General features: G+C 54.6%; 9 protein-coding genes, 1 tRNA gene, 2 rRNA genes and 1 riboswitch. Of the genes, 3 read left to right on the top strand and 9 right to left on the bottom strand.

Translation table 11 applies throughout. The annotated features are described in order from the left end of the window. Nucleotides 1-83 precede the first annotated feature (83 nt). The 3 genes from K6R05_RS17525 to K6R05_RS17535 form a co-directional block, all read right to left on the bottom strand. A 23S ribosomal RNA gene (locus K6R05_RS17525) occupies nucleotides 84-2,991 on the bottom strand. Nucleotides 2,992-3,221: 230 nt separating this feature from the next. After that, a tRNA-Glu gene (locus K6R05_RS17530) sits at nucleotides 3,222-3,296 on the bottom strand. An 89-nt stretch (nucleotides 3,297-3,385) separates the two neighbouring features. Next, nucleotides 3,386-4,927 (bottom strand): 16S ribosomal RNA (locus K6R05_RS17535). The 16S and 23S rRNA genes sit together here with 1 tRNA gene alongside, the layout of an rRNA operon. 631 nt (nucleotides 4,928-5,558) lie before the next feature. Between K6R05_RS17535 and purH the strand changes: the two genes are divergently transcribed. Further along, nucleotides 5,559-7,148, top strand: coding sequence for a bifunctional phosphoribosylaminoimidazolecarboxamide formyltransferase/IMP cyclohydrolase (purH, locus tag K6R05_RS17540; protein ID WP_222924733.1), 1,590 nt, complete (start codon nucleotides 5,559-5,561; stop codon nucleotides 7,146-7,148). A 19-nt stretch (nucleotides 7,149-7,167) separates the two neighbouring features. Next, the gene (purD, locus tag K6R05_RS17545) at nucleotides 7,168-8,448 is read left to right on the top strand and encodes a phosphoribosylamine--glycine ligase (protein ID WP_161736289.1); all 1,281 of its coding nucleotides are present in this window, start codon (nucleotides 7,168-7,170) and stop codon (nucleotides 8,446-8,448) included. Nucleotides 8,449-8,480: 32 nt separating this feature from the next. On the opposite strand, the gene K6R05_RS17550 is transcribed toward purD, so the two are convergent. The 6 genes from K6R05_RS17550 to nudC all read right to left on the bottom strand — a co-directional run bounded on the left by K6R05_RS17550 (nucleotide 8,481) and on the right by nudC (nucleotide 12,879). Beyond that, complete coding sequence (locus K6R05_RS17550; protein ID WP_161736288.1) at nucleotides 8,481-9,143, bottom strand: DUF1481 domain-containing protein; 663 nt, start codon at nucleotides 9,141-9,143, stop codon at nucleotides 8,481-8,483. A 71-nt stretch (nucleotides 9,144-9,214) separates the two neighbouring features. After that, nucleotides 9,215-9,487, bottom strand: coding sequence for a nucleoid-associated protein HU-alpha (hupA, locus tag K6R05_RS17555; RefSeq protein WP_003850136.1), 273 nt, complete (start codon nucleotides 9,485-9,487; stop codon nucleotides 9,215-9,217). Between the two features lie 188 nt (nucleotides 9,488-9,675). Beyond that, the gene (locus K6R05_RS17560; protein WP_013359744.1) at nucleotides 9,676-10,266 is read right to left on the bottom strand and encodes a YjaG family protein; all 591 of its coding nucleotides are present in this window, start codon (nucleotides 10,264-10,266) and stop codon (nucleotides 9,676-9,678) included. A gap of 63 nt (nucleotides 10,267-10,329) precedes the next feature. Then, the gene (nfi, locus tag K6R05_RS17565; protein ID WP_161736287.1) at nucleotides 10,330-10,998 is read right to left on the bottom strand and encodes a deoxyribonuclease V; all 669 of its coding nucleotides are present in this window, start codon (nucleotides 10,996-10,998) and stop codon (nucleotides 10,330-10,332) included. Nucleotides 10,999-11,000: 2 nt separating this feature from the next. Then, the gene (gene hemE / locus K6R05_RS17570) at nucleotides 11,001-12,068 is read right to left on the bottom strand and encodes a uroporphyrinogen decarboxylase (protein ID WP_013359742.1); all 1,068 of its coding nucleotides are present in this window, start codon (nucleotides 12,066-12,068) and stop codon (nucleotides 11,001-11,003) included. A gap of 40 nt (nucleotides 12,069-12,108) precedes the next feature. Continuing rightward, nucleotides 12,109-12,879 carry an NAD(+) diphosphatase gene (gene nudC, locus K6R05_RS17575; protein ID WP_222924734.1) on the bottom strand — a complete coding sequence of 257 codons (771 nt, stop codon included), beginning with the start codon at nucleotides 12,877-12,879 and terminating at the stop codon, nucleotides 12,109-12,111. An 89-nt stretch (nucleotides 12,880-12,968) separates the two neighbouring features. Between nudC and rsd the strand changes: the two genes are divergently transcribed. Further along, nucleotides 12,969-13,475: a sigma D regulator gene (gene rsd, locus K6R05_RS17580; RefSeq protein WP_161736285.1), complete on the top strand. Its 507-nt coding sequence runs from the start codon at nucleotides 12,969-12,971 to the stop codon at nucleotides 13,473-13,475. A 151-nt stretch (nucleotides 13,476-13,626) separates the two neighbouring features. Beyond that, nucleotides 13,627-13,727: riboswitch (TPP riboswitch) on the top strand. Nucleotides 13,728-13,779: the final 52 nt, after the last annotated feature.

A 13,779-nucleotide genomic window follows, 5' to 3' on the forward strand; every position in this document is an offset into this window, starting at 1 on the left:
CCTTCGGACTTCAGCCCGCAGGACACAACTGTATCCGGTTAACAAGCTGAAAATCTGTCTCTCAAAAACGCCTCTGGCGTTGTAAGGTTAAGCCTCACGGGTCATTAGTACCGGTTAGCTCAACGCATCGCTGCGCTTACACACCCGGCCTATCAACGTCGTAGTCTTCAACGTCCCTTCAGGACCCTCAAGGGGTCAGGGAGAACTCATCTCGGGGCAAGTTTCGTGCTTAGATGCTTTCAGCACTTATCTTTTCCGCACTTAGCTACCGGGCAGTGCCATTGGCATGACAACCCGAACACCAGTGGTGCGTTCACTCCGGTCCTCTCGTACTAGGAGCAACCCCCCTCAATTCTCCAGCGCCCACGGCAGATAGGGACCGAACTGTCTCACGACGTTCTAAACCCAGCTCGCGTACCACTTTAAACGGCGAACAGCCGTACCCTTGGGACCTACTTCAGCCCCAGGATGTGATGAGCCGACATCGAGGTGCCAAACACCGCCGTCGATATGAACTCTTGGGCGGTATCAGCCTGTTATCCCCGGAGTACCTTTTATCCGTTGAGCGATGGCCCTTCCATTCAGAACCACCGGATCACTATGACCTGCTTTCGCACCTGCTCGAGCCGTCACTCTCGCAGTCAAGCCAGCTTATGCCATTGCACTAACCTCACGATGTCCGACCGTGATTAGCTGACCTTCGTGCTCCTCCGTTACTCTTTAGGAGGAGACCGCCCCAGTCAAACTACCCACCAGACACTGTCCGCAGCCCGGATAACGGGCCTACGTTAGAACATCAAACATTAAAGGGTGGTATTTCAAGGTTGGCTCCACGCAGACTGGCGTCCGCGCTTCAAAGCCTCCCACCTATCCTACACATCAAGGCTCAATGTTCAGTGTCAAGCTGTAGTAAAGGTTCACGGGGTCTTTCCGTCTTGCCGCGGGTACACTGCATCTTCACAGCGAGTTCAATTTCACTGAGTCTCGGGTGGAGACAGCCTGGCCATCATTACGCCATTCGTGCAGGTCGGAACTTACCCGACAAGGAATTTCGCTACCTTAGGACCGTTATAGTTACGGCCGCCGTTTACCGGGGCTTCGATCAAGAGCTTCTCCTTGCGGATAACCCCATCAATTAACCTTCCGGCACCGGGCAGGCGTCACACCGTATACGTCCACTTTCGTGTTTGCACAGTGCTGTGTTTTTAATAAACAGTTGCAGCCAGCTGGTATCTTCGACTGGCTTCGGCTCGGGGAGTAAATCCCTCCACCTACGCGCCAGCGTGCCTTCTCCCGAAGTTACGGCACCATTTTGCCTAGTTCCTTCACCCGAGTTCTCTCAAGCGCCTTGGTATTCTCTACCTGACCACCTGTGTCGGTTTGGGGTACGATTCTGTGTTACCTGATGCTTAGAGGCTTTTCCTGGAAGCTGGGCATTTATCACTTCAGCACCGTAGTGCCTCGTCGTCACGCCTCAGCGTTAATAAGGGACCGGATTTACCTGGACCCTCCGCCTACACGCTTAAACCGGGACAACCGTCGCCCGGCTGATATAGCCTTCTCCGTCCCCCCTTCGCAGTAACACCGAGTACAGGAATATTAACCTGTTTCCCATCGACTACGCCTTTCGGCCTCGCCTTAGGGGTCGACTCACCCTGCTCCGATTAACGTTGAACAGGAACCCTTGGTCTTCCGGCGAGCGGGCTTTTCACCCGCTTTATCGTTACTTATGTCAGCATTCGCACTTCTGATACCTCCAGCATGCCTCACAGCACACCTTCGACGGCTTACAGAACGCTCCCCTACCCAACAACACATAGTGTCGCTGCCGCAGCTTCGGTGCATGGTTTAGCCCCGTTACATCTTCCGCGCAGGCCGACTCGACCAGTGAGCTATTACGCTTTCTTTAAATGATGGCTGCTTCTAAGCCAACATCCTGGCTGTCTGTGCCTTCCCACATCGTTTCCCACTTAACCATGACTTTGGGACCTTAGCTGGCGGTCTGGGTTGTTTCCCTCTTCACGACGGACGTTAGCACCCGCCGTGTGTCTCCCGTGATAACATTCTCCGGTATTCGCAGTTTGCATCGGGTTGGTAAGCCGGGATGGCCCCCTAGCCGAAACAGTGCTCTACCCCCGGAGATGAGTTCACGAGGCGCTACCTAAATAGCTTTCGGGGAGAACCAGCTATCTCCCGGTTTGATTGGCCTTTCACCCCCAGCCACAGGTCATCCGCTAATTTTTCAACATTAGTCGGTTCGGTCCTCCAGTTAGTGTTACCCAACCTTCAACCTGCCCATGGCTAGATCACCGGGTTTCGGGTCTATACCCTGCAACTTAACGCCCAGTTAAGACTCGGTTTCCCTGCGGCTCCCCTATACGGTTAACCTTGCTACAGAATATAAGTCGCTGACCCATTATACAAAAGGTACGCAGTCACCCCCGTAAAGAGGGCTCCCACTGCTTGTACGTACACGGTTTCAGGTTCTGTTTCACTCCCCTCGCCGGGGTTCTTTTCGCCTTTCCCTCACGGTACTGGTTCACTATCGGTCAGTCAGGAGTATTTAGCCTTGGAGGATGGTCCCCCCATATTCAGACAGGATACCACGTGTCCCGCCTTACTCATCGAGCTCACAGCGCGTGTGCTTTTGTGTACGGGAGTATCACCCTGTACCCTGCGACTTTCCAGACGCTTCCACTAACACACATGCTGATTCAGGCTCTGGGCTGCTCCCCGTTCGCTCGCCGCTACTGGGGGAATCTCGGTTGATTTCTTTTCCTCGGGGTACTTAGATGTTTCAGTTCCCCCGGTTCGCCTTGCAGCACTATGTATTCATGCTGCAATGATGCACAGAGTGCACCGGGTTTCCCCATTCGGACATCGACGGCTGTAGCGGTTCATATCACCTTACCGTCGCTTTACGCAGATTAGCACGTCCTTCATCGCCTCTGACTGCCTGGGCATCCACCGTGTACGCTTAGTCGCTTAACCTCACAACCCACAGGCGTTTTGCAACGCTGCAGACTGCAAGCATTTGAGAGACTCGAACGTGCCGCGTTTTTCATTCTTGTTACGGAGAATGAAAGCGACACGTCGTTTCAATTTTCAGCTTGTTCCGGATTGTTAAAGAGCAAATATCTCAAACGCGACCCGGCTGCTTACGCAGCCAGAACGGCTTTGAGATACTGTATGGAGACATCTTTCACCTGTCACCAAGCAGGTGGCGTCCCCTAGGGGATTCGAACCCCTGTTGCCGCCGTGAAAGGGCGGAGTCCTAACCGCTAGACGAAGGGGACACGATAGTGTCACGACTTCGCAGCCGTCCTGCTCATTACTTTTTTATCAGACAATCTGTGTGGACACTGCGCCGGAAGGTATCTTCAGGTAAGGAGGTGATCCAACCGCAGGTTCCCCTACGGTTACCTTGTTACGACTTCACCCCAGTCATGAATCACAAAGTGGTAAGCGCCCTCCCGAAGGTTAAGCTACCTACTTCTTTTGCAACCCACTCCCATGGTGTGACGGGCGGTGTGTACAAGGCCCGGGAACGTATTCACCGTGGCATTCTGATCCACGATTACTAGCGATTCCGACTTCACGGAGTCGAGTTGCAGACTCCGATCCGGACTACGACGCACTTTGTGAGGTCCGCTTGCTCTCGCGAGGTCGCTTCTCTTTGTATGCGCCATTGTAGCACGTGTGTAGCCCTACTCGTAAGGGCCATGATGACTTGACGTCATCCCCACCTTCCTCCGGTTTATCACCGGCAGTCTCCTTTGAGTTCCCGACCGAATCGCTGGCAACAAAGGATAAGGGTTGCGCTCGTTGCGGGACTTAACCCAACATTTCACAACACGAGCTGACGACAGCCATGCAGCACCTGTCTCACGGTTCCCGAAGGCACTGAGGCATCTCTGCCAGATTCCGTGGATGTCAAGAGTAGGTAAGGTTCTTCGCGTTGCATCGAATTAAACCACATGCTCCACCGCTTGTGCGGGCCCCCGTCAATTCATTTGAGTTTTAACCTTGCGGCCGTACTCCCCAGGCGGTCGACTTAACGCGTTAGCTCCGGAAGCCACTCCTCAAGGGAACAACCTCCAAGTCGACATCGTTTACGGCGTGGACTACCAGGGTATCTAATCCTGTTTGCTCCCCACGCTTTCGCACCTGAGCGTCAGTCTTTGTCCAGGGGGCCGCCTTCGCCACCGGTATTCCTCCAGATCTCTACGCATTTCACCGCTACACCTGGAATTCTACCCCCCTCTACAAGACTCAAGCCTGCCAGTTTCAAATGCAGTTCCCAGGTTAAGCCCGGGGATTTCACATCTGACTTAACAGACCGCCTGCGTGCGCTTTACGCCCAGTAATTCCGATTAACGCTTGCACCCTCCGTATTACCGCGGCTGCTGGCACGGAGTTAGCCGGTGCTTCTTCTGCGGGTAACGTCAATCGGCGCGGTTATTAACCGCACCGCCTTCCTCCCCGCTGAAAGTACTTTACAACCCGAAGGCCTTCTTCATACACGCGGCATGGCTGCATCAGGCTTGCGCCCATTGTGCAATATTCCCCACTGCTGCCTCCCGTAGGAGTCTGGACCGTGTCTCAGTTCCAGTGTGGCTGGTCATCCTCTCAGACCAGCTAGGGATCGTCGCCTAGGTGGGCCATTACCCCGCCTACTAGCTAATCCCATCTGGGTTCATCCGATAGTGAGAGGCCCGAAGGTCCCCCTCTTTGGTCTTGCGACGTTATGCGGTATTAGCCACCGTTTCCAGTGGTTATCCCCCTCTATCGGGCAGATCCCCAGACATTACTCACCCGTCCGCCACTCGTCACCCAAGGAGCAAGCTCCTCTGTGCTACCGTCCGACTTGCATGTGTTAGGCCTGCCGCCAGCGTTCAATCTGAGCCATGATCAAACTCTTCAATTTAAGTTTGATTTGCTGCAACAAGTGCAGCGATGCTCATCTGTAAAACGTCATAATGAATTTCATTATGTGTTCACTCGTGAGGCTTTGATATTTTTGTGCGTCCAAAGACGCTGATATCAATCCTGCGAGTGCCCACACAGATTGTCTGATAAATTGTTAAAGAGCAGTGCGAACAGTGCGTTAGCGTCCTGTCGCGAGGTGGCGTATATTACGCTTTCCTCCTGCAGAGTCAACCTCTTTCTCAGAAGTTTTTCTCCGGCGGCGCAGTCTCCTGTGCCTTCAACCCGTTTCCCGTTTCCGGTGTGCCGTGTTGATGGATGCGCATTATAGGGAGTTGCCGGAGAGTCGCAACCCATAAATTGCATAAAAAAGAGCGTTCGCTGCATTCCACAGCAAAAGCCGCTGTTATACGCAGTTACGCACAATGTTATCCACACAGAGCAGGCTGAATGAATTTAGGCGAGCATCACGCAAACGTTTTCGCTACAATGCCGGGCAATATTCCGGACACCCCTTTTCGGGGCGTTACCTGAGGTTTTTGATTTTTTCTTCTTATATAGAAGAGAAAACCGCTGTAAAGCCTGACGTAACGCTCTTATATACGCGAAACAAAGCCAAGGGATAAACCACCATGCAACAACCTCGTCCTGTACGCCGCGCATTGCTCAGTGTCTCTGACAAAGCCGGTATCCTCGAATTTGCTCAGTCGCTCTCAAGTCGCGGTGTCGAACTGCTCTCCACAGGTGGAACCGCTCGCCTTCTGGCGGATGCGGGTCTGGCTGTTACTGAAGTCTCTGACTACACCGGTTTCCCGGAAATGATGGATGGACGCGTCAAAACCCTGCATCCGAAAGTGCATGGCGGCATTCTGGGTCGTCGCGGCCAGGATGATGCCATCATGGCGCAGCACGACATCAGCCCAATCGACATGGTGGTCGTTAACCTCTATCCCTTTGCACAGACGGTCGCCCGTGAAGGATGTTCACTGGAAGAGGCGGTGGAAAACATCGACATCGGTGGCCCGACCATGGTGCGCTCTGCTGCCAAGAACCATAAAGATGTCGCCATTGTGGTCAGCAGCGGTGACTACGACGCCATCATTGCTGAAATGGATGCGCATGAGAACGCGCTGACGCTTGAGACCCGTTTCGATCTGGCCATCAAAGCCTTCGAACATACCGCCGCCTATGACAGCATGATCGCTAACTACTTCGGTACCCTGGTGCCGGCCTATCACGGTGAACGCAATCAGCCCGCTGGCCGTTTCCCGCGTACCCTGAATCTGAACTTCATTAAGAAGCAGGATATGCGTTACGGCGAGAACAGCCATCAGGATGCTGCCTTCTATATAGAAGAGAACATTACTGAAGCGTCAGTAGCGACCGCGCAGCAGGTTCAGGGCAAAGCGCTCTCCTATAACAATATTGCTGACACGGATGCGGCACTGGAATGCGTTAAAGAGTTCAGTGAACCCGCCTGCGTCATTGTTAAGCATGCTAACCCCTGTGGTGTCGCGACCGGTGACAATCTGCTGGCAGCCTATGAGCGTGCTTACCAGACCGACCCGACCTCCGCGTTCGGCGGCATCATTGCCTTTAACCGCGAGCTGGATGAAGCGACGGCACAGGCGATTATCAGCCGCCAGTTTGTTGAGGTGATCATCGCGCCTGCCGTTTCCGAAGCCGCGCTAAAAATTACCGCTGCGAAACAGAATGTTCGTGTCCTGATCTGCGGCCAGTGGCAAAACCGCACTGCCGCGCTGGATTTTAAACGCGTCAATGGCGGCCTGCTGGTCCAGGATCGTGATCTCGGCATGGTGGACGCCAGCCAGCTGCGTGTAGTCAGCAAGCGCCAGCCAACAGAACAGGAGCTGCGTGATGCGCTGTTCTGCTGGAAAGTCGCGAAGTTCGTTAAGTCCAATGCCATTGTGTATGCACGCGACAACATGACTATCGGCATTGGCGCGGGTCAGATGAGCCGCGTCTACTCCGCTAAAATTGCGGGTATTAAAGCAGCCGATGAAGGTCTGGAAGTGAAAGGCTCAGCCATGGCGTCAGATGCCTTCTTCCCGTTCCGCGATGGTATTGATGCCGCCGCCGCGGCAGGCGTGAGCTGCGTTATCCAGCCAGGTGGCTCCATCCGCGATGAAGAAGTGATTGCGGCAGCCGATGAGCATGACATTGCGATGATCTTCACCGACATGCGCCACTTCCGCCATTAATCGTTCTGGAGAGTAACAGATGAAAATTTTAGTAATCGGCAATGGCGGACGTGAACATGCTCTGGCCTGGAAAGCGGCCCAGTCGCCACTGGCGGAAACCGTATTTGTCGCGCCAGGTAATGCGGGCACCGCATTAGAGCCTGCGCTGCAGAACGTCGCGATCAGTGCGACAGATGTCCCTGCCCTGCTTGAATTTGCCCAGCGTGAAAAGATCGATCTGACGATTGTCGGGCCGGAAGCGCCGCTGGTGATTGGCGTCGTGGATGCCTTCCGTAAGGCAGGGCTGGCTATCTTTGGTCCGACGCAGGCCGCGGCACAGCTGGAAGGCTCTAAAGCCTTCACCAAAGATTTTCTGGCACGTCACCAGATCCCCAGCGCGGCGTATCAGAACTTTACCGACGTTGAGCCTGCTCTCGCATATTTGCGTGAGAAAGGTGCGCCCATCGTTATTAAAGCCGACGGCCTGGCCGCAGGTAAAGGCGTGATTGTCGCAATGACGCTGCAGGAAGCTGAGGATGCGGTTCAGGATATGCTGGCCGGTAACGCGTTTGGCGATGCCGGACACCGCATTGTGATTGAAGAGTTTCTGGATGGCGAAGAAGCCAGCTTCATCGTGATGGTAGACGGCGAGCATGTACTGCCGATGGCCACCAGCCAGGATCACAAACGCGTCGGCGATGGCGACACTGGTCCGAACACCGGTGGTATGGGGGCCTACTCACCGGCTCCGGTTGTCACCGATGAGATCCACCAGCGCGTGATGGATCAGGTTATCTGGCCAACCGTGCGTGGCATGGCCGCAGAAGGCAACGTCTACACCGGTTTCCTCTATGCCGGTCTGATGATCGACCACACCGGGCAGCCGAAAGTAATCGAATTTAACTGCCGCTTCGGCGATCCGGAAACGCAGCCGATCATGCTGCGCCTTCAGTCGGATCTGGTCGATCTTTGCCTGGCTGCCTGTGACGGTAAGCTGGATCAGAAAAAGTCACAATGGGATCCCCGTCCTGCGCTGGGTGTGGTACTGGCGGCAGGCGGTTATCCGGGTAATTACGCTCAGGGCGATCAGATTCATGGGCTGCCACTGGAAGAGGTTGCCGACGGCAAGGTATTCCACGCCGGAACACGTCTGGAAGAGGATCGGGTACTGACGAACGGTGGCCGTGTGCTGTGCGTCACTGCGCTGGGTGACGATGTCGCTGCGGCACAAAAGCGGGCTTACGAGCTGACAAAGCCAATTTCATGGCAGGGCAGTTTCTGTCGCCGCGATATCGGCTACCGCGCTATTAACCGCAAATAAGCGAAGGGGGCACCTGGTGCCCCCTTTTCACTTCACATATCGTCTTCTGTCGGCTGCTGTGAGCAGTCATCCTTCTGACTGACCCGCAACAACTGAATTCCTTCAGGTGCTTCAAGCCATGACACCATCAGCGGTGCCGATGCGCTACGCTGCTGCTGTGTCAGCATCTGCACCTCGTCAGCATCAAAAGCGGGTCTGACCTGCTGGCCTTCACAATTCTCCAGCACATTGTTTCCCAGCCAGTGTCCCTGTTTCAGGAACACCTGACCGCTTAACAGCGCATCGCTGAGGTTACGCATGCGCTCGGCATCAAACTTATAGAGTTCAACCGCATCCGGGCTGACCGCTTCACGCCGGCCTGCAAGCTGGCGCTGCATAAAGTTGAGACCACCCGCCTGGTCGAAGCGCAGGGTTACATCGTCAGGTTGTTTGCCCTTCACCTGGCGCTGAATGCTGATCAATGACTCTTCCAGCCAGACATAGTCAGTCACTTCACCTTCACCGCCACTGAACGGCGTATAGAGGGTGCGGATATGAACTGACTGATGGTCGCTATTTTTGCGCCAGATACGAACAACACCACGATCGGCAAGATAGCCACTGGCAGAAAAGGGAGGTATATCCGGAGTCGAGCTGCAGCCGAAAAGAAACAGAGAGAGAAACAGAACAGATAAACGCGGTAACAGCGGAATCATGATGGCTGGCCTCTTAAAAACAAAAGGGGCGAAACGCCCCCTGTTTTAAAGCTTAACCGCAGTGCGACGTCTTACTTAACGGCGTCTTTCAGCGCTTTACCAGACACGAATGCCGGTACGTTTGCTGCAGCGATTTTAATCTCTTTGCCAGTCTGCGGGTTACGACCGGTACGCTCAGCGCGGTGGTTCACTTTAAAAGTACCAAAACCAACCAGTTGTACAGCATCACCATCTTTCAGAGACTCAGTGATCGCAGCCAGAGTCGATTCCAGCGCTGCCTTTGCCTGGGTTTTAGACAGGTCAGCTTTTTCTGCGATCACATCAATCAGTTGAGTCTTGTTCATAAGTTATCCTTAAAGTGTATTTATCGCTTGCTAAGCAACGAGTGCGAGGGAAAAGCCATATTCTGGCACTCTTCTGCCTGCACGCACCGATAGCCACAATTTTCAGCCCCCCAAATGTAGACCAGACAGGGGGCCAATGTGAAGCCTTCAGGCGCGCTAATTCGGGCCTGAAGTCACGTTTTATCGCCTTACTGCTGGAAATTTATACCGATGTTACTAATTCCCGCTTCACGCAGGTCAGATCGCAGACCTTTAATCAATTCAAGGTCGCGCTCTTCACACTCCGCCAGCAGACGGAAAATCTCCCACTGGAGGTCCCACTCATCGATGATAGCCGGGTTTTCACGCAGCTCTTCATCGGTCATTTCGCGTCCAGCCTGGGTCATCTCCAGCATAGCGACGGTGGTAATTGAGGTCTCGCTGACTTCAATAGCATGCTCAAGCGTTTCGCCGCTCAGCTGCGCATGAACGACTTCGCTTAATGCCACACAGGCATCGATAGCCGGATAAACGCCGTAAACCTCAAATGCATCGCCATCAGGAATGGCGGCTTCGAGTTTTTCCAGCTGGCTGTCGAAGTTAATCTTCGCATCTTTGACCGTCAGGTTTTCCCAGATCAGATCAAGAATCCGGCGATAGAGTGCCGGATCGGCAAATTCAGTCTGCTCGCAGAATGCGCGATAGTTGGGATACATGCGTTCGCACAGGCAGGCCATAAAAGTCAGGTGCTGCCAGCTTTCCAGCTTCGCCAGACGCAGATGAACGGGGTTCTGTAACATAAAGGTGGCTCTTATTCGTTTCTCTGGCCGCAGTGTAACTGCAAAACCGCAGCACAAACAGTGTTAAAGCGCGTTTTGCCAGCGCTGGAAAGCGGTTCGGTTAGAGGCAACCGCATCGGCCCAGCGGGTAGGTTCCGGCAACCGGTAACCGCGCGTACAGTTTTCGACCCACTGCAGCGCCGTATCCAGGCTGACACGATGACCGGTGGCGACAAACAGCGGATTACAACGCAGCTTGCTGCGCCATACCCAGCCTATCTGCTCACCTTTGTCGATCAGCGGCTGACGGCTGCCAGGCTGCGCATCCAGATCGTCAAAACGCCCGCAGAGACGACTTTTCGCAACACCAATAGTGGGCACATCGACCAGCAGGCCAAAATGCGATGCGACGCCCAGCCGTCTTGGATGCGAAATACCGTGTCCATCCACAAACAACAGATCAGGCTTTTGCTCCAGCATCTGCCAGGCAGCCATCAGCGCCGGATATTCACGGAAGGAGAGAAAGCCCGGAATATAGGGCATGGTGGTCTCAACGCGCGCGATGCGATGCTCCACCAGTTTTAACGAGGGATATTCCAGTATCACCATCGCCGCCCGCGTGACGGTGCCGTCCTGCTCAAACCCAACGTCTGCCCCGCCAATAAAGCGGGGCGGCAGAACGTCAAAGTCATCTTCACGCACCACGTCAGCGGCGCGTTGTAACTGCTCAGCGCGAAGTGCGGCAATGTCCATAATTACTCCTGATGCCAGGGACGCGATAAACGATGCACAGCATCAACAAAGACACCGGCATTTTCGGGCGGAACGTCCTGATGAATGCCATGCCCCAGATTAAAGACATGACCAGTGCCTGAGCCAAAACGCTCCAGAATACCGGCCACCTCCTGCTCGATACGTTCAGGTGCCGCATAGAGCATAGAGGGATCCATGTTGCCCTGCAGCGCAACTTTGTCGCCTACGCGGCGGCGTGCATCATCAATATCGGTGGTCCAGTCGAGACCCAGCGCATCACAACCGGTGGCAGCCATCGCTTCCAGCCACTGTCCGCCGCCTTTGGTAAAGAGCGTCACCGGCACGCGGCGGCCGTCGTTTTCACGCAGCAGGCCATCGACAATCTTGTGCATGTAGTGCAGGGAGAATTCGCGATAGTCACGACCGGTCAGCACGCCGCCCCAGGTATCAAAGACCATGACGGACTGCGCTCCGGCGCGGATCTGAGCGTTGAGATAGAGGATGACGCTGTCGGCCAGCTTATCCAGCATCGCGTGCAGCGTCGCCGGATCGGCATACATCATCTTCTTAATTTTAGTAAAGGCCTTACTGCTGCCGCCTTCCACCATGTAGGTGGCCAGCGTCCACGGACTGCCTGAGAAGCCAATCAGCGGCAGATCGCCATTCAGGTTTTTACGGATGGTGCGGACCGCATTCATCACATAGCCCAGCTCCATTTCAGGATCGGGCACCGGCAAACGCTCAACGTCAGCGCGGCAGGTCACAGGATTAGAGAAACGCGGACCTTCGCCGGTTTCAAAGTAGAGACCCAGTCCCATCGCATCCGGAATGGTCAGGATGTCACTGAAGAGGATGGCGGCATCCAGCGGATAACGGCGCAGCGGCTGCAGGGTCACTTCACAGGCCAGCTCGGCGTTTTTACACAGCGACATGAAATCACCCGCCTGGGCGCGTGTCGCTTTGTACTCCGGCAAATAGCGCCCGGCTTGTCGCATCATCCATACCGGCGTGACATCAACCGGCTGACGTAACAGGGCACGCAAATAACGATCGTTCTTCAGTTCACTCATCTCAACACTCTCTCAATAACAGGCGTGTAGTGTAGCACTTTCACGCTTCGGCGCGGCACAGGGCGACGGTATCTTCAATCAGGCGGCGCGCTACCGTGCCTGGCGGTGGCAGCAAAGGCAGCGCATCAAAACGGAACCAGGCGGCATCCAGCAGCTCTTTACCGTCATGTTGCAGATCGCCGCTGTCATACTCCGCCATGAACGCCGTCATCAGCGATTGCGGGAAGGGCCAAGGCTGGGAGGTCACGTAACGGACGTTTTTGACGCGGATATTGCTCTCTTCCATCACTTCCCGGGCAACGGCCTGCTCCAGCGTCTCGCCGACCTCCACAAAACCGGCCAGCACGGTGTAGACCTTGTTGCGATGGCGGGCATGATTCGCCAGCAGGATTTCATCGCCGCGACGGATAGCCACAATGATGCAGGGCGCGATCTGCGGATAGTAACGCTCACGGCAATGACTGCAGAGACAGGCAAATTCATGTTTGCTGTGGTGCATCTCATGTCCGCAGTAGCCGCACCAGCGATGAGAGCGGTAGAACTCCGCCAGCTGTACACCGCGACCCACCAGCTGAAACAGCGCCACATCCTGATCGATCAGCTGTCGCATGGAGAACATATCGGAGGAACGCGGCTCACAAATCAGCCAGACTTTTTCGCCCTGCCATTCACCAATGGTCCGGGCCTTACTGCCAGTTAAACCGAATTTTTCGGCGTTTCCGTGGGGTAAATCACCTTGTGGCAACCAAAGTTTTTGTTCATGGCTGACAATCCACCATCCAGCGTCTACGCTTGAGATTTCGCATTGCATTTATTTCGTCATCCTTAGCGTCAACTCGCACGCTGAAGCCCTGATGTTAAGTGTGTAGATAAACAACTATAACTCACATGGAGTTAGATATGCTTAACCAGTTAGACGTCCTGGCTGAACGCGTAGGTGGCAGTAATGAACTGGTCGATTCGTGGCTTGAAGCGCGTCGCCAGCTACTGGTGACCTATTATCACCTGGTCGGTCTTAAACCTAAAAAAGAGGCGCTGACGCGTCTTGATGAGCAGGCACTCGACAACTTCTGTCACGGCCTGGTCGACTATCTTTCTGCCGGTCACTTCAGTATCTATGAGCGCGTGATCAGTGAAATGAGTGGCGACAGCCCGATGATCGCCGCCGCGCAGATCTACCCTCCGCTGGAGGCAAACACTGAGCGTCTGATGCAGCTGTATGACGGTCACCTGCAGCAGGCCATTGATGATGAAAACTGCATGACCTTCCAGCAGGCTCTCTCCGAAGTGGGTGAAGTGCTGGAATCACGCTTTACGCTGGAAGATAAGCTGATTCAGCTGGCCTGGGATAACCAGCTTGCTACGCCACCAGTGGCGAATGACAGCCAAATCGCGCGTCCGGCTTAGTGGTTAACAATGGCAAAGGGCTTGAGATTATCCTGTAGCCCTTTTATGCTGAACAGGTTCTGAGGAGCGCTCTCCAAAGAACCTTTTTTATTTTAGCTTTGAAATGTGAGGTTTTACGCCCGAGTCTGTTATCAGACACCCGCGAAAAAACCGCTTCTTGTCGGAGTGCCCAGTTGGGCTGAGACCGTTAATTCGGGATCCGCGGAACCTGACCAGGTTAGAACCTGCGTAGGGAACAAGAGTAAAACTTCTCTGTATGCCAGCATGCCTGTGCTGTCTATACGGTTACTCCTTCCGAACTCCG

It is taken from the genome of Pantoea alfalfae, from assembly GCF_019880205.1.
Lineage (GTDB): Bacteria > Pseudomonadota > Gammaproteobacteria > Enterobacterales > Enterobacteriaceae > Pantoea > Pantoea alfalfae.

What these genes read in the sequence shown, in the direction of transcription:
- purH (WP_222924733.1), top strand. Translation starts at nt 5,559, where the DNA reads ATGCAACAACCTCGTCCTGTACGCCGCGCATTGCTCAGTGTCTCTGAC.
- purD (WP_161736289.1), top strand. Translation starts at nt 7,168, where the DNA reads ATGAAAATTTTAGTAATCGGCAATGGCGGACGTGAACATGCTCTGGCC.
- K6R05_RS17550 (WP_161736288.1), bottom strand. Translation starts at nt 9,143, where the DNA reads ATGATTCCGCTGTTACCGCGTTTATCTGTTCTGTTTCTCTCTCTGTTT.
- hupA (WP_003850136.1), bottom strand. Translation starts at nt 9,487, where the DNA reads ATGAACAAGACTCAACTGATTGATGTGATCGCAGAAAAAGCTGACCTG.
- K6R05_RS17560 (WP_013359744.1), bottom strand. Translation starts at nt 10,266, where the DNA reads ATGTTACAGAACCCCGTTCATCTGCGTCTGGCGAAGCTGGAAAGCTGG.
- nfi (WP_161736287.1), bottom strand. Translation starts at nt 10,998, where the DNA reads ATGGACATTGCCGCACTTCGCGCTGAGCAGTTACAACGCGCCGCTGAC.
- hemE (WP_013359742.1), bottom strand. Translation starts at nt 12,068, where the DNA reads ATGAGTGAACTGAAGAACGATCGTTATTTGCGTGCCCTGTTACGTCAG.
- nudC (WP_222924734.1), bottom strand. Translation starts at nt 12,879, where the DNA reads ATGCAATGCGAAATCTCAAGCGTAGACGCTGGATGGTGGATTGTCAGC.
- rsd (WP_161736285.1), top strand. Translation starts at nt 12,969, where the DNA reads ATGCTTAACCAGTTAGACGTCCTGGCTGAACGCGTAGGTGGCAGTAAT.